The sequence below is a fragment of the Streptomyces sp. NPDC057682 genome (genome assembly GCF_042799575.1).
Lineage (GTDB): Bacteria > Actinomycetota > Actinomycetes > Streptomycetales > Streptomycetaceae > Streptomyces.
On sequence record NZ_JBHVIN010000019.1, the window covers coordinates 13,476 to 28,466 of the forward strand.

Here is a 14,991-nt window from a genome sequence, read left to right on the forward strand (position 1 = left end):
CCCGCCGGCCCCCGCGCTCAGCCGGTCGCACGAGCACGCAACGCCTCCTGGAACCAACCGAGTTCGGGCCCCAGCGGCTCCGGGGCCGGCCATCGGTTGACCACGGCGAGCAGTTCGGCGTACCGCTCGCGCCGGGGATCGTGCACGGTCTCCAGCCGGTCCAGCAGCCGCTGCCGGAGCCTGGCGTCGTCGGGGCGCCCGCAGTGGACCGCGTACGAGGCCGTCACCGCGTCCACGACGGACCGCGCCCGCGCGGACCCGGGAGCGACCCCCGCCCTGTGCGCCGGAGCGGCGAGCGCGCACACCACCGTCTCCGGACCCGGCCTCGGCACACCGTCGGCGTGCACGGCCCGGTCTCCGACGTGATGGTCGACGATCCGGCCCATGAGCTCCCGGAACGCGGCGTCGCCGGAGAGTTCGGCCAGCTCGATCCAGGCCGCCACCTCCGCCTCGGCCGGGTCCTCGGCCAGCTGCGGCGTCATCGACCGGGCGACGCCCGGCAGACCGGGGGCCCGGCCCAGGTCGCCGAACACCTCGTCCAGGAACGCCCCGGTCAGCGCCTGCCGTTCGTCCTCGGTCAGTGCGGCCAGTCGATGCATCAGTTCCCACTCCTCGGGGGTCGCGTCGCGTTCCGCGGCGGTCGTCAGAACGGCGCGCCGGGCACCCAGCTCCCGGATGCGCTCGGCAAGCTCCGCCGCGTGCGCCGCCGCGATCTCGCCGGGCGGGGTACCCCGGTCCAGTGCCTCCCGGATCGCCGCCAGCCCGACCCCGAGCGCCCGCAGCGTCCGCACCCACCGCAACCGGGCCACGGCCTCGGGGCCGTAGCGCCGGTAGCCCGCAGGAGTGCGCCCGGCGGGCGGCACGATGCCCCGGTCCGAGTACGAGCGCACGGCCTTGACCGTGAGCCCGGTCCGCCGGGCCAGCTCGCCGATCGAGAGATGCGCGTCGCCGTTCATGGGCCCACAGTGCCGTCTCCCCCGGGGGGAGACACAAGGGGGTGGGGGCGTGCGTGGTTGGGGGGTACGCGGGGCGGGGGCCCCTGTGCTGCGGGCGCCCCTGGGCGGACGGACGCCGGCATACGCGCTCGGGGGGGTACGTGGCCGGTGGGGGCGGGGCATGCTGGGGGCCGGGGACGTGGAAGGTCAGGGGACCCAGCTCCACGTACAGCCTTCGAATCCTTATCTCCGTGGTGCCGGCGGCAGCGGGCGGTCATGATCGGCCCCATGTCCGACACCGACGCACCCACCGCGACACACTCCACCGGTTCCGTGCCGACGGTCTGCCCCGCCCGGCCCTCGCATCGGCACGGCGGGGTCGAGCGCCGGGAGGGCGAGCCGCGAGCCGTCGGCCGACTCCAGGGTGAGCACGACACCCTGGCCGACCGTCTGCGCGACCAGCGCCGCACGCTGGAGCTGAAGTGCTCCGGCCTCGATGCGGAGGCCATGGCTCGGCGTGCCGTGGAGCCGTCGCCCCTGTCCCTGCTGGGTCTGGTGCGCCATCTGGCGGGAGTGGAGGCGCACTGGTTCCGTCGGGTCATGGCGGGCCGGGACGAACAGCGCCCGTACCGGACCGAGGCCGACCGCGACGCCGCCTTCACCGGGGCGGTGGCCGATCCCGCGGTCGTCGCGGAGGCCTGGGCGACCTGGCGTGCCGAGGTGGCGTTCGCCGAGCGGTTCGTGACCGGGGCACCGGGGCCCGGCACGCGCGCGCTCGACGCGGGTGCGTCGAAGGAGCTGCGGTGGGTGCTGGTCCACATGATCGAGGAGTACGCCCGCCACAACGGCCACGCCGACCTGCTGCGCGAGCGGATCGACGGGGACGTGGGGTGACAACCGCCCGGGGCGGTCGGCGGCTGAGCGGGACGGGTACCGGGCGGGAGGGGAAACCGCCGGGCCCAGGAACGGGCGGGCGGCCGGGATGCGACCGGCGGCCGAGGGCGAAGGCAGGGAGGAAGGGACGAGAATGCGGGGTCGCCCGAACGGGTGAGCCGGGGATGCGGTGGCGTTCCGGACGTGGGTAAGTGGCAGCGGGTCCCGCCGTCCTCGTCCGCGACGAGGTCGCGGGCGCACGCCGTCGTCGTCGCCGAGCCAGCGCATGGAGCCGCCGCATGTCCGAGACTCCCGGGGAGACGCCGGCGGCACAGCCGGTCGCCTCGCCCCTGACCAGTGCGGCCCTGATTCTGGTCGCCACGATCGAGCCGGGGGGTGAGCAGGTGGTGCACGAGGCGCTGCCGGACCTGGCGGCGTTCGCCCGCTCGATCGACTTCCGCTATCCGTCGGCCGGGCTCGTCTGTGTCACCGGTTTCGGATCCGACGCCTGGGACCGGCTGTTCTCCGGCCCCCGGCCGGCCTCGCTGCACCCCTTCCGCGAACTGCACGGCGCCCGCCATCACGCCCCGGCCACCCCGGGCGATCTGCTGTTCCACATCCGGGCCGAGCGGATGGACGTGTGCTGGGAGTGGGCGTCGCGGCTCACGGACCGGCTCGGCGACGCGGTGAGGATCGTCGACGAGACGCACGGGTTCCGCTACCTCGACCACCGCGATCTGCTCGGGTTCGTCGACGGCACCGAGAATCCGGTGGGCGACGACGCGCGTGCGGCGGCGCTGGTGGGCGACGAGGACCCGGCGTTCGCCGGCGGCAGCTACGTCATCGTGCAGAAGTACCTGCACGATCTGACCGCGTGGAACGCGCTGTCGACGGAGGAGCAGGAACGCGTGATCGGCCGGACCAAGTTCACCGACGTCGAACTGGACGACGACGTGAAACCCGCCGACTCGCACGTCGCGCTCAACACGATCACCGACCCGGACGGCACCGAGCGCGACATCCTGCGCGCCAACATGCCGTTCGGCCACTTCGGGCAGGGCGAGTTCGGCACGTACTTCATCGGGTTCGCCGCCGACCCGGACGTCACGGAGCGGATGCTCCGCAATATGTTCCTGGGCGATCCGCCCGGGACCCACGACCGCATCCTCGACTTCTCGACCGCGGTCACCGGCACGCTCTTCCACACCCCGGACGCCGACTTCCTCGGCGCTCCGCCGCCGTTGCCCGGTGCCGCGGAAGCCCTTCCCCGGCCGGAACCGGCGTCCGCCCCGGTGGGCGGGCGGCCGGTGGCCGCGCCGGTGGTCCGGAACGGTTCGCTGCGCATCGGCAGCCTGCAAGAAAGCGCCCAGTGATGAACAACCTCCACCGCGAACTCGCCCCTGTCACTCAGGCCGCCTGGGACCAGATCGAAGAAGAGGCCCGGCGCACCTTCAGCCGTCATCTCGCCGGCCGCCGGGTCGTCGACGTCAGCGATCCGGGAGGCCCGGCACTGGCCGCGGTGGGCGACGGTCATCTGCGGGACATCGATCCGCCCACGCCGGACGTCCTGGCCCACGCCCGGACGTCGATGCCGGTCGTCGAGTGGCGGGTGCCCTTCACCGTGACCCGGGCCGCCGTGGACGACGTGGTGCGCGGCTCGGACGACAGCGACTGGCAGCCGGTCAAGGACGCGGCCCGTACCTGCGCGTTCGCCGAGGACATGGCGATCATCGACGGTTACGCGGCGGCCGGCATCACCGGTCTGCGCGACGGCTCCTCGCACACGGCCCTTCCCCTGCCCGCCGACGCCCGCGACTACCCCGCCACCGTCAGCCAGGCCCTGACCCAGCTGCGTCTCGCCGGTGTCGACGGCCCGTACCGGCTCCTTCTGGGCGCGGACGCCTACACCGAGGCGACCGAGACCTCCGACCACGGATACCCCGTCTTCACCCACCTCGCCCGGCTCCTGGAGGACCCGATCCTGTGGGCCCCCGCCGTGAAGGGCGGCGTCCTGCTCTCGACCCGGGGCGGCGACTTCGAACTCTGCCTGGGCGAGGATCTGGCCATCGGCTACCAGGACCACGACGCGACGGAGATCCGGCTGTACTTCCACCAGTCGTTCACGTTCCGGATGCTGACTCCGGAGGCGGTCGTCCCGATCATCGCGTGACGGCGAGCCCCGGCATACGGGGGCGCGGCTCGGCGTACGCCGGCACACACCGACACACGCCGGCGCGGCTCGGCCCCGTTTCGGGAGCCGTGCCGGGCGGCGGGCCGGGTCAGCCGACCGGTGAGGGTTCGGGTTCGGGCGGCGGCACCGGTTCGGGGTCGGGCGAGGGCGGCTGGGGAATCGGGTCGGGTGCCGGTCCGGGCGGGGTGGGCGAGGGCGGCGTCGGGGCGGGGCCCGGCGGGACCGGCGTGGGTTCCGGAAACGGCTGGGGCGGGCCCGGCATCGGTCCCGGGGTCGGCGCCGGCGGGACGGGGTCGGGGTACGGGTGGGTCATCACGGACCTCCGGTCGACATCGGTGGCTCTCTTCCACCGTCTCCCGGAGCGGCTGCCCTCGCCCGCCGAGTCCACACGTGGAGTGGTCCGCCCCTCCCCCGGCCGGCTCAGTGCCCGACCGCGGCCGCGGCGTCGAGACCGGCCCGGGGGCTGGTCAGCACGGGGATCCGGGTGGAGGTCCGGTCGGCCGCGCCCGCCATCGAGACCTGGGCCAGCACGATCACATCGGCGTCGGTCACCAAGTCGGCCGCCGCGGCCACCCGGTCCAGATAGCCGTCGCGGTCACCGGCCTCGAAACGGTCCCAGGCCCCTTCGACCACCAGGGTGCGCACCTCGGCGCCCTCCGCCCCGGCCCGGTGCGCCTCCTCGGCGAGCAGGGCACCGGTCGGCTCCACCGTGGCGGGGTGCGCGACGAGCACGGTGATCCGGCGGGCCCGCACGGCCTCGGCCGCCATGGGCCGGTCGACGCGCAGCACGGGGCGGCCCAGCCGGGCCCCGGCCGCCTCGGCGATGCCGCCGAGCGTGGAACAGGTGCAGAGCACGGCGTCGGCCCCGGTGGCGAAGGCCTCCTCGATCACGGCCCCGACCTCGTCCGCGACCGCGTCCGGCCCGAGCGCGCCCGCCCGGCCGAGCAGGTCCTCGTACACGCGGTGGCGCAGGTCGAGCCCGGGGTGACGGGCGTCGCGCAGGGCGTCGAAGACCGGAATGTGCACCGGCGAGGTGTGCAGCAGAACAAGGCTCATCCGCACACGCTACCGGCGCCCCCGGAACACGTTCCCCGGAGGCGCCGGACGCGAAGGTGTGCGCGTCAGTACAGCTCGGGACGCTCGGCCAGCTGCGCCTTGGCCCGCTCGACCAGCTCCGCCGGTGCCACGGGCGCCTCCTCGGGGTGGCGCGAGGCCCACTTCGCGGCGTACGGGCAGAGCGGCACCACGGGCACGCCCTCGCGCCCGGCCATCGCGTAGAACTCCCTCACCAGGGCGCCCCCGATGCCCTTGCCCTCGTGCCCCGGCTCCACGATGGTGTGCACCGCGACCAGCCCCGCGGGCGTCCCGTCCATCACGAAGTAGACGATGACCCCGGCGGCCTCACCGTCCACGTACGCGAGCAGTCTGCCCGCCGCCCGGTCGTCCCGGATGTCCGGCGTGATCGGTCCGGTCTGCTCTGCCATGGCGGATGCTCCCTCGCTGAATGGAGCGCCTCAGCGCGCCGCGGGCACGGCGTGCGGACTGCGCTCGGTGTCGGATCCCGGCACGGGGGCGGAGGCGTCGGCCCCCAGCTCGACGATCCGGTTCCCCGCGTCGACATGGACGATACGCGGAACCAGCGCCCGCGCCTCGGCATCCTCCACCTGCGCGTAGCTGATCAGGATGACCAGGTCACCGGGGTGCACCAGATGCGCGGCGGCACCGTTGATCCCGATCACCCCGGAACCGCGCTCCCCCTCGATCACATACGTCTCCAGCCGGGCCCCGTTGTCGATGTCGACGATGTGGACCAGCTCGCCGGGCAGCAGATCGGCGGCTTCCATCAGCTCCGCGTCGACCGTGACGGATCCCACGTAGTGCAGGTCGGCCTGGGTGACGGTGGCGCGGTGGATCTTGGACTTGAACAGAGTGCGCAGCACTTGGGACTCCTCGAAGACGGCTCCCTGCCTGCTTTGTGCAGGTCAAGGGCGGTCTCGACTGTACACCGGGACGCACCGAACGATGTTTGTGAGGAACATCGCTCCGGTCGGGCTGGACGACTTTCCACCTGGGCTTTCCCTTAGCACCGGCGCCTGTGGGGACGACCGTCTCGGAACGCGCGGGGACTCATGCTGACCGAATGCTGACTTACCTGATATGCCATCAGGCGGTCGACGCTCGACCGCTCAGGAAGTCGGCTCGCTGTCTGCGGCCCGCCCGAGGTCCCTCGGCAACGTGGAACTCGCGAGCGACGGCGCAGAGCAGCAGGGTCTCCTCCGGGGTGGTCATCGTGGAACTGGACGACAACTGACGCCCTCGCAAGCCGATTCACGAAATGGAGCCACAAACCAGGGCTCGTCGCTCGCGCTGAAGCGCGAGAATCATCGCATGGTTCGCTCATACTCCCGCACTCCTTCTTCCGACCGCGCGGGTGCAGGGCGCCCGCGCGGTGAAGCAGCCGAGGCCAGGCACACCACCGCGATGCGGGCGGCCGGATATGAGCCGCTGGAGCCCTATCCCGGGAGCGGGAATCCGTGGCACCTGGCGTGCGGAAGCATCGTCTCCCCGCGACCGGCGTATCTCAGCGCCAGCCGGGTCGGGTGCACGGAGTGCGCGAAGGAGATCCGCCGGGCAATCTTCCAGGAGCGCGCCGGTGGGGCCGAGCGGGCCGAGGCGGACATGCGAGCGGTCGGTCTGGAACCGCTGGAGCCCTACCGCAACAGCCAGATGCCATGGCGCTGCCGCTGCACCGCGTGCGGGGCCGTCGGCACACCACGGCTGTCCGCGGTCCGGAACCTGATCAAGGAGAAGGTCGCGTCGGGCTGCGCCACGTGCAATCGCAGAGCCCGCGGCCGGCGGCAGCGTGAAGCCAAGGCCGAAAAAGCGGAGGCCATGATGCGCGAGGCAGGGTACGAGCCGCTGGAGCCGTATCTGTCTGCCGCCGCACCGTGGAGCTGCCGTCATGCCGTGTGCGGCAAGGTGGTGCGGGTAAAGGCGTCGAGTGTCCGCAGCGGCTACGACCCGTGCCCTGTCTGCCGGGCGGAGGGATACAAGCAGCGGGCTACTGCCCGCCGTACCGATGCGGCTGAGGCTGCCGCCCTGATGCGGGCGCACGGCTTCGAGCCGCTGGAGCCGTATCCCGGTGCTTCGGTGGGTTGGCATTGCCGCTGCACGACGTGCGGGAAGGAGTCGAAGCCCCTGTACCCCAGGGTCAAGGGCCGTGGGTACGGGTGCGGGCACTGTGCGGGAAGCGCGCCGCTCGACCCTGCGGAGTGCGCGGCCGAGATGCGGGCGGCCGGGTTCGAGCCGCTGGAGTCCTACCCTGGCAGTGACAAGCGGTGGTTGTGCTGCTGTCCGGCGGGGCACGAAGTGCATCTTCGGCTGGCCGGTGTCCGTACCGGCAAGGGATGCCGGATGTGCGCCACCCACGGCATCGACCTGGCAGGACCGGCGAAGCTCTACGTGATCACCCACCGGGAGTGGAACGCGGTCAAGGTCAGCATCGGCGCCTGCACCGGCTACAACTCCCGCCTCCTGCAGCACGAGCGCCAGGGGTGGGAGTTGTACCGGCCCGCGACTACACGACCGGCGCCGCCGCCTACGATGTCGAACAGGCCGTCCTGGACCGCCTACGGGGCGCCAAGCTGTGTCCGCTCCTCACCAAGGACGTCATGCCGAACGGGTGGAGCGAGACCTGCTCCGCCGACCGCGTCACCGCGGACGAGGTGTGGGCCATGGTCGAGGATGAGACCCACCACGGAACCGACGTCTACGCCCCGAGGGCCGGCGCCCGCCCCCGCGCCGCCGTCCTGTTCGACGCCGATGCCGGCGCCGAGGAGATGCGCGCCCGTGGGTACGAGCCGCTCGTGCCCTACCCGGGCCGCACCAACGCGACCTGGCCCTCCCGGTGCACCACGTGCGGGCACGAGGGCCGACCCGCCTTCAACGCCGTACGCAACGGAGGCCAGGGCTGCCGTATCTGCCGGACCAGGGCGGCGCAGGCCAAACGTGCCGCCGCGACCGCGCCCAAGGCGGTTGAAGTGATGCGCGCGGCAGACTCCGAACCGCTGGAGCCGTACCACACCAGTCAGACCCCCTGGCGCTGCCGCTGCACCACATGCGGCCGCGAGACTACCCCCATCTACTCCAACGTCCACAACGGAGGGAACCGCTGCCGCTTCTGCTCCTCCAGCGTGTAGAACGCCGAGCAAGCCGCGGACGAGATGCGCGCGGCTGCTTTCGAACCGTTGGAGCCCTACCCCGGCCGTACAACGGACCCGTGGCGCTGCCGCTGTTCCTGCGGGAACGACGTCATGACGCGTCTGTGCTTCGTCCGGTCAGGAACGACGGGGAGTAAGAAGTGCCCCCGGGGCGGCGGCCGAACCGACGCTTCGAAGGCAGCCGCCGAGGCTCAAGAGGCCGGGTTCGAACCCATGGAGACCTATCCCGGAAAGACCACCGACCGGTGGCGCTGCCGCTGTGTTTGCGGGGCCGAAGCCACGGTGACCTTGACCGCTATCAGGCGCGAGCGAACCAGGTGCGGCGCCTGCTCCAGGGACAACGCCATCTGACCCCTGCCAGAGTCATCGGCGCCTCGGTCAAGGCCGTCGAACACGCCCTGAGTCCTTCCGCCATTGACGAGTCGATCACCAACGTCACGTGATACGCGCTGTCGTCCACCCTCCCGGAACAGGAGGGGGGACTCTGGTTCCACGCTCAGGCCTCTCTGCTCGCTGCCTTGGTTCGCGTGGACGGCGAGTGCACTGGGGTGCTCCGGCCGCTCGCCGGGAACCGCGGCGCACGTGCGGGGAGGCCCTCGACGGAGTGACCGCGGAGCGGGTGGTCAGCGGGGCCGTGAGGGCCGGATCCGGAGGATCGCGGCCCTCACCTCTTCGTCATTACCAGGTGCCCAGGCTGCCGAGGGTTTTGTGAAGGACCGGCTCCACGCGCAGGCGGGCGCCGTCCCGGTCGAGGACCTGGAGGGTTTCCAGGCAGGCGAGGGCCCATCGTGCGTCGTCCGGAGAGAGACCGGCGAGCTCGGCCGCGGTCGTGCAGTCGGCTTCGGGGTTCCACCCGATACCGAGCTCCCCGACGACGGCTTCGTAGCCTTGCCTGACCAGGCCATCCTCACCATCCACGACGGTTGGCGCCAGGCCTGTGGCGTCGACGAAGTCCTGCGCGTTCTCCTTTCGGGCCAGCCACTTCTCCAGCTCCTCCAGGGCACTGTCCTGGTCCCGGTGCGGAGCGCGCAGGTCCAGGACCTTGTCCAGCAGGATCGGCCAACCGCCGGTGGTCGCGGCCAGCCGCGTCAGCCGCTCCTCGGTCTCGTAAACGCTGTGCTGCTGCGTCCAGTCCCTCAGGCCCCGCCGGTCGTAACGGCGCAGCACCACCGCGGTGCCACCGTCTCCGTCCGCCGTCTCGGGGTCGGCGAGCAGGTCGCGCCAGAAGTCGATCTGCTCGGGGCTCGACACCAGGACCACCGAGCGGGTCGCCCCGATGGCGGTGGGCAGTGTCGTCCTGGCCTGTTCGAACGACTCCCGGCAGGACTTGTCGCTGCCCAGCGCGAGGTCGCTGATGAGCAGGCGGCGTTCTTCGGCCCGGCCCCCCGCGAGTTGCCGACGGTAGGTGTTGGCGCTCCCGATCGGCGGGAGGGTCCAGCCGGCGATCCGACCGGTCGCGTCCCTCAGGGTGCGTTCCACGTCCCCGATGCCTGTCGCCCTGGTGCCCATGACGACGCGGACCTGGTTCCTCCGCTCCCCTAGCAGATAGTCGATCTGGTTGATCGTCAGTGGCGCGGAACGGCGCCCGTCGTCAAGGCCGGGACGGCTCTCCAGGACCACGGCCTCCTCCAGGCGGTACTCCCGCTCGGCGCCCAGGAGGCGTGCTTCGATCTCCTGGGCGGTGCCAATCATGCGCAGGGCGTTGGGGCCGCGCAGATGCCAGCCCTGCCCGTCATGGTTCGGCGCGAGGACGCCGAGGCCCACCATCTCCTGCAGATAGGCCCGGAATCCCTCGCTGTCCAGCTTGTCGAAGCCCTGCGGCCACCAGCCGGCGCATTCGTCGCGCAGTTCCCGGTCGCTGAGCCTGGTCTCCAGGCCGTTGTCGCGGGCATGCTGGGCGAGGACATTGGCCACGACGTTGTATCGGTCGTCGAGGGCGAGGGTGTCCTTGAAGGCCGCCGTGATGTCGGAGCGCAGGGACGCGTCCTGCTCCACGGCGTCCACGTCGGCCGCCTCGATCGTGTAGGGCGGGGGAAGCACCGGCTGCCGCGCCCGCTTGTCCTGCATGACCTGCACCATCCTGCTGCCGAAGATCTGCAGCAGGAAGGGCTGGTACGAGCAGAATCCCAGGACCCGGTTGACGAGGTCGACGTGCTCGAACTCGAATCCCAGGGCCCGCATCGGGTGGACGATCAGGTCGGCGGCGAACTGCGGCGTGAGCGGTCCGACGACGGTCGGTGTCTGGGCAAGGTGGCTGAACGGTCCGTTCCTGGCGAGACGCGTGAAGCGCTGCACGGAGTGCAGACCGGCGAAGACGACCTTCGCGCGGCCGCGCGAGTCCTCGCCCAGTCCCCGCAGACGGCGGGTCTCCGTGCACTCGGGCACATCGGCCTCGAAGAAGCGGTCGCACTCGTCGAGCAGGATGAGCAGGCGCCGGTCGGAGTCCTGGTCCAGCCAGGTGGCGATGCCGTCCGTGACCCGCTGCCACGGTTCCGGCTTGGGCCCCCTGCGACGGGGTTCCTCCAGGACGCCTTCCTTGGTCAGCTCCTGGTCCAGCGTGTTCCAGATGGCCGCGGCGCCGAGAGCGGTGCCCTTTCCGATGCCGATCTTGTCGAGGTTGAGGTAGAGCTTGCGGTGCGAACCCGGGCGCTGTTCCACGAACCGGTCGCCCGCGTCGGCGAGGAGTGCCGACTTTCCGAGGCCGCGGCCACCGTAGATGATCTGCGTCCCGGCCGGATCGAGGATGCTCTTGCGTTCGCGGTCGCGTCCGTAGAACATCTCACGGCCGATCTGTCCCCGCTTCTCCTTGATGTAGGGGTTCACTCCGGAGAACGGCAGGAGGGTCTCGGTGGCTGCGTCGACCCGCCGGTTTCCGTGCGCGGCGAGGTAGGCCAGGGCCGCGTCGTCGACGACGAGGATGGGCTTGCCGCCCCTCGAGACGGCGGCGAGTTCGGTCCGGGTCCTGCTGTCGATCGTGCCGAAGTGCACGACGAGCAGGCTGCTGTCGTCGGGATCCTGGGAGATGCGGCTGATAAGCAGTTTCGCCGCCGGGCGTCCCCAGATGAGCAGGGCGCGCAGCTTGTCGCCACGGTCCTTGATCTGTGAGCCGAACGCGGGCGCCCACGCCCTGCCGGTGACCTCCGTCTCGGCGAGTTCGAAGAAGCGGTAGTCGTTTCCGTGCCTCAGCTCGCGCAGGGGCAGGGCTTTCCTCGCCTCGAAACCGAGCAGGGAGAGGGCCGGGGTCAGGTCGACCCTGGGGTTGATGTTGGCCCGGTCACGGGTCGAGGCCAGTTTCGCCCATCGTTCGAGGGCGTCGGCGGCCCGCTCGGCCTCGCCCTCGGACAGCGCCGAATAGTCCAGTACCGCCGATTCGTTCAGCTGCCTGCGAGACCGGACGGCCTCGATCAGATCGGGCGTGACGCCTCCGGGCAGAGCGTCGGGCACGTCGGGGAAGAACATCTCCAGGTGGGAGTCCTCCGCCCTGATCTCCGGGACCGACTCTCCCAGTTCGAGGAAGTAGACCAGTTCCGCGGCGGTGGCCAGGCTGTCCGTTTCCAGGTTGTGCAGAACGCGCTTGCGGTCCTCGTTGCCGACCGTGGGCAGGGCGGCGAGTCGTGCCCGGAGCCGGTCCGCGGCTTCCTTGCGGTGGTGCGGGATCAGTTCGGCCACCCGGTCCAGATTGCGCCGGATCACCGACAACTCACGCGATGAACCGCTCTCCGTCCGGGGGGCGGAGTCCACGAGGAGTTCCTGGAGGTTGACGTCCTGCTCGACGGTGAGGGCGCCGTCCGCCTGGGCCCGGCGGAGTTCCGCCCCGAGTTCCCGTGCCCTGTCGGCGAGCACGCGGTGCCGCTCGCCCTCCGTCTGCGCGAGGCGGGCAAGCCGTTCGCCGGACGACTCCAGGACCTGGCCGTCCGGCAGGACTCCCCGCTCCGCGAGGCTCAGGATCGTCCGTACGGCGCTGAAGCCGTCCCGTGCGGTCTGGAAGCCGATCGCCTCCTCCCACGTCCGGTCCGCGGCCGCGATCAGGGCGGGCAGGGTGGGAGCCGCGCCGGGCCAGTCCGGCAGTTTGTACAGCTCGACGTCCAGCAACTCCCGGACGTCGGTCTCGACCGCGTGGGGGGCCGGGGCCGTACCGGACTCAAGTGCGTCGAAGACTCCGGCGAAGATCTCGCCGGACGCGGCGGCAGCGGCCCTCACCACCGGCCGGGACCCCTGTCCGGCGGAGACCAGGTCGCTCATGGCCCCTTTGCGCAGCCCCAGGAGGGACAGCCGCAGGGCGGCCACCGAGTCCGCGGCCCACGCCGTCTCCTCGGACCGCGCGTTCCCCAGCTCCCGCTGGGCCATGCGCCATTCCCACACCGCGGCGCGCACGCGCTCCAGGAACTGACGCACGTTATTGCGTCCAGCCCCGTGGATGGCGCGTCCGCCGGTACCGCGGAGCTCGCCGTCCATCCGGTCGATCTCGTCCTCGAAGTGCGCTGTCCGCTCCAGCCGTCCCAGCAGGGTGTCGGCGCGGTCCACGGCGTCGGCGGAGCCGTTGACGACGGCGGTCAGCGCACTTCCCAGCAAGCCGTTCGGCAGCAGCCACTGCTTCACCATCTGCGAGGCCCGCTGGAAGCGCATCCGAGGTGCCACCAGAAGGTTCCGGCACGTCTCGACCGCGTCCTGGAGCCGGCTCTCGGTCTGCGACGCGTCAGCGACGACGGTGTGCAGCGGCGCCAGGATCAGCGCGCTGTTCAGGGTGCGTTCGGCCACCTCGGCGGCCACCTTCTGGAGGGTGTCCGGCAGGTGCTGCGAGAGTGCCCTGAGCTGTGCGCCGACGACCGGGGCCCCGGTCACCAACGCGGCCTTCACGAGGACCGGCAGCAGGAGCAGTTCCAGCCCGCCCGCGGCGGCGCCCTCCTGCGCGTCCCCTTCGCGCAGCGAGTCCTCAATGAACCGCGCGGTTCCGTCGGAGCGCGGGTTCAGCAGCGCCGCCGCCACGGAGAGGCGCAACACGGCGGACTCGGCCTGCGGCCGGCCCGCCGTGCCGGACAGGTGGGTGGCCAGTCCGAAGCGCTTCTCCTCGATGAGGCGGGCGAGGATCGGCTCGACGTCCTCCGCTTCCGGGTGGTTGTCCGAACCGCTCTCGGTGTCGGACGTGTCGTCGGCCCCGGCGTCGGCCGGCGGCACGTCGGTGTCGGAACGGAGGGCCGTACCGGTGGGGGAGGTCTTCTTCAGGAGGTCGGCCACCTGCCATTCGGACCGCGACGGTACGGGCTCCTCGGCCGTGGCGGGGGCGGACTCTCCGGTGGTCAGGGGCGTCGCCCCGTCCTCCTCCGGCGCGGACCGGTCGGTGTCCGCCGTGTCGGGCTCGCTCGCCCGGCCCGCTTCCGGAGCGGCCGTGTCCGGTCGGTCCTGGTGCTCCTCATCCCCGGCGGACTCCCCGGTCGCCGTCCGGCGCGTGGCGGCGGGCTCCTGCGGGGGCATCACCGTGATCTGGTCGTGCAGCACGGCGGCCACGGCGTACGGGGGATGGGCCAGCGACAGCTGCTGCTGGACCTCGACCAGCGTCTGCCGGGAGGCCGGATCGTCCTTCACCTCGACGAGGCGCACCAGCAGGGCGAGGAAGTCCGCGGAGGCCTCGTCCTGCTCATCCCACCGCGTCTTGGCGAGGAGGTCCTCAGCGCGCTGCCCGGCGTCCGCGATGACGTCGGCCACCGCGCTGTCGCGCCGACAGCCGAAGTTGAGCACCGTGGCGAGGGACCGGCGGGTCCGGCCGTCCCGCTCGCCGCGCTCCACGGTCACGCGGAAGGCGTCGATGGTCATGCGCACCTCGTCGAGGCGGTCGGGGACGTCGGTGAGGCCTGCTTCTACGAGCCCGGTCCGGGCGCGAGCGAAGGCCGGCTCGACCCCGGTGAGGGATTCCAGGTCGGGGACGGCTGGCGGGCGTCCGTCCTCCAGCGCGAGCCTCACCCGGTCGGCCGCTTCCCGTGCCCGGCCGACGTTTTCCTCCAGTTCCCTCTGGAGGAAAACGAGGCCCTCGAGCACGGTTCGTGCCACGGAGGGCTCCGTCTCCGTCCGGTGTTCCCTGGCGGCTACGTCGGGGTGGGGAGGGGTCGGTACGGCAACGCTCTGCGGCTCCCCTTCCGCCGGCTCCTCCTCGTTCTCGTTCCCGCCGCCACCCTCGTGGAACGCGGTGGCGAGGTCGTAGCCCGGAGCCGCGTCGACGACCCGCTGTGCCGCCGCACGCGCCGTCTCCCGGGCGGTGTCGTCCGCCCCTGCCCCGTACCAGTCCTGCTCTGCGGCCCGTACGAGGAGCTGCGCGTCGAACACCGACGCCTGGACCCGGGTGAAGAGGGCGAGCCGGATCAGCCGGGCGCCCCAACGCTCGACGGGGCTGCCACCACGGTGGTCGGGGGCGTGCTCCCTGGCGTCGTGGACGATGTCGACCACGACGCGGGACGTGAGGTGCGATGCGGTGTGGCTCCGTTCCGCGGCCGGTTCCCGCCGCTGTATCCGACTGAGCACCTGCTCACTCAGTGCCCGGCCGAAACGGCGCGGTACGACCCTGCGGAACCCCAGTCCGCGCATGATCGTCTGCCGGTCCCTCGTGTCGAGGGAGTTGAGCGCGAGTCCCGTCTCCTCGACGGTGAGCTCCGCGAGGGCTCTGTCCACGACCGGGCCAAGTCCGTCGAGGGCCGAAGCCAGCTCTTCGAGAAAATCGATGGGGACGCCTGGCGGCGACAGCGGTGGTTCCGTAACCACCGCATGGCTGAAGGACATTCTG

Annotated in this window: 10 protein-coding genes; 5 read left to right on the top strand and 5 right to left on the bottom strand. The window is 71.9% G+C overall.

All coding sequences use genetic code 11. The annotated features are described in order from the left end of the window. Nucleotides 1-17 precede the first annotated feature (17 nt). Nucleotides 18-956 carry a MerR family transcriptional regulator gene (locus ACFVDM_RS30190; protein WP_383647649.1) on the bottom strand — a complete coding sequence of 313 codons (939 nt, stop codon included), beginning with the start codon at nucleotides 954-956 and terminating at the stop codon, nucleotides 18-20. Nucleotides 957-1,223: 267 nt separating this feature from the next. Between ACFVDM_RS30190 and ACFVDM_RS30195 the strand changes: the two genes are divergently transcribed. From ACFVDM_RS30195 to ACFVDM_RS30205, 3 genes are all read left to right on the top strand, one after another. Then, nucleotides 1,224-1,829 (top strand): DinB family protein, encoded by a 606-nt coding sequence (locus tag ACFVDM_RS30195; protein WP_383647656.1) that lies wholly within the window; start codon nucleotides 1,224-1,226, stop codon nucleotides 1,827-1,829. A 278-nt stretch (nucleotides 1,830-2,107) separates the two neighbouring features. Further along, the gene (locus ACFVDM_RS30200; RefSeq protein WP_383647661.1) at nucleotides 2,108-3,181 is read left to right on the top strand and encodes a Dyp-type peroxidase; all 1,074 of its coding nucleotides are present in this window, start codon (nucleotides 2,108-2,110) and stop codon (nucleotides 3,179-3,181) included. Beyond that, nucleotides 3,181-3,978 carry a family 1 encapsulin nanocompartment shell protein gene (locus ACFVDM_RS30205; RefSeq protein WP_383647665.1) on the top strand — a complete coding sequence of 266 codons (798 nt, stop codon included), beginning with the start codon at nucleotides 3,181-3,183 and terminating at the stop codon, nucleotides 3,976-3,978. Before ACFVDM_RS30200 ends, ACFVDM_RS30205 begins: the two co-directional genes overlap by 1 nt. Nucleotides 3,979-4,419: 441 nt before the next feature. Here the strand turns inward: ACFVDM_RS30205 and ACFVDM_RS30210 are convergent, their stop codons facing one another. From ACFVDM_RS30210 to panD, 3 genes are all read right to left on the bottom strand, one after another. After that, on the bottom strand, nucleotides 4,420-5,055 hold the full coding sequence (locus tag ACFVDM_RS30210; RefSeq protein ID WP_383647670.1) for an arylsulfatase: 636 nt from the start codon (nucleotides 5,053-5,055) through the stop codon (nucleotides 4,420-4,422). Nucleotides 5,056-5,120: 65 nt separating this feature from the next. After that, a complete protein-coding gene (locus ACFVDM_RS30215) occupies nucleotides 5,121-5,483 on the bottom strand; it encodes a GNAT family N-acetyltransferase (RefSeq protein WP_383647674.1) in 363 nt (120 codons plus the stop codon). Nucleotides 5,484-5,513: 30 nt separating this feature from the next. After that, the gene (gene panD, locus ACFVDM_RS30220; RefSeq protein WP_383647679.1) at nucleotides 5,514-5,939 is read right to left on the bottom strand and encodes an aspartate 1-decarboxylase; all 426 of its coding nucleotides are present in this window, start codon (nucleotides 5,937-5,939) and stop codon (nucleotides 5,514-5,516) included. A gap of 1,614 nt (nucleotides 5,940-7,553) precedes the next feature. Between panD and ACFVDM_RS30225 the strand changes: the two genes are divergently transcribed. Then, complete coding sequence (locus ACFVDM_RS30225) at nucleotides 7,554-8,198, top strand: hypothetical protein (RefSeq protein WP_383647685.1); 645 nt, start codon at nucleotides 7,554-7,556, stop codon at nucleotides 8,196-8,198. A gap of 266 nt (nucleotides 8,199-8,464) precedes the next feature. Further along, nucleotides 8,465-8,662, top strand: coding sequence for a hypothetical protein (locus ACFVDM_RS30230; protein WP_383647690.1), 198 nt, complete (start codon nucleotides 8,465-8,467; stop codon nucleotides 8,660-8,662). 235 nt (nucleotides 8,663-8,897) lie between these two features. On the opposite strand, the gene ACFVDM_RS30235 is transcribed toward ACFVDM_RS30230, so the two are convergent. Next, a complete protein-coding gene (locus tag ACFVDM_RS30235) occupies nucleotides 8,898-14,879 on the bottom strand; it encodes a hypothetical protein (protein ID WP_383647696.1) in 5,982 nt (1,993 codons plus the stop codon). Nucleotides 14,880-14,991: the final 112 nt, after the last annotated feature.

Excerpts from the sequence above, each read along its gene's own strand:
- ACFVDM_RS30190 (WP_383647649.1), bottom strand. The coding sequence starts at position 956 with ATGAACGGCGACGCGCATCTCTCGATCGGCGAGCTGGCCCGGCGGACC.
- ACFVDM_RS30195 (WP_383647656.1), top strand. The coding sequence starts at position 1,224 with ATGTCCGACACCGACGCACCCACCGCGACACACTCCACCGGTTCCGTG.
- ACFVDM_RS30200 (WP_383647661.1), top strand. The coding sequence starts at position 2,108 with ATGTCCGAGACTCCCGGGGAGACGCCGGCGGCACAGCCGGTCGCCTCG.
- ACFVDM_RS30205 (WP_383647665.1), top strand. The coding sequence starts at position 3,181 with ATGAACAACCTCCACCGCGAACTCGCCCCTGTCACTCAGGCCGCCTGG.
- ACFVDM_RS30210 (WP_383647670.1), bottom strand. The coding sequence starts at position 5,055 with ATGAGCCTTGTTCTGCTGCACACCTCGCCGGTGCACATTCCGGTCTTC.
- ACFVDM_RS30215 (WP_383647674.1), bottom strand. The coding sequence starts at position 5,483 with ATGGCAGAGCAGACCGGACCGATCACGCCGGACATCCGGGACGACCGG.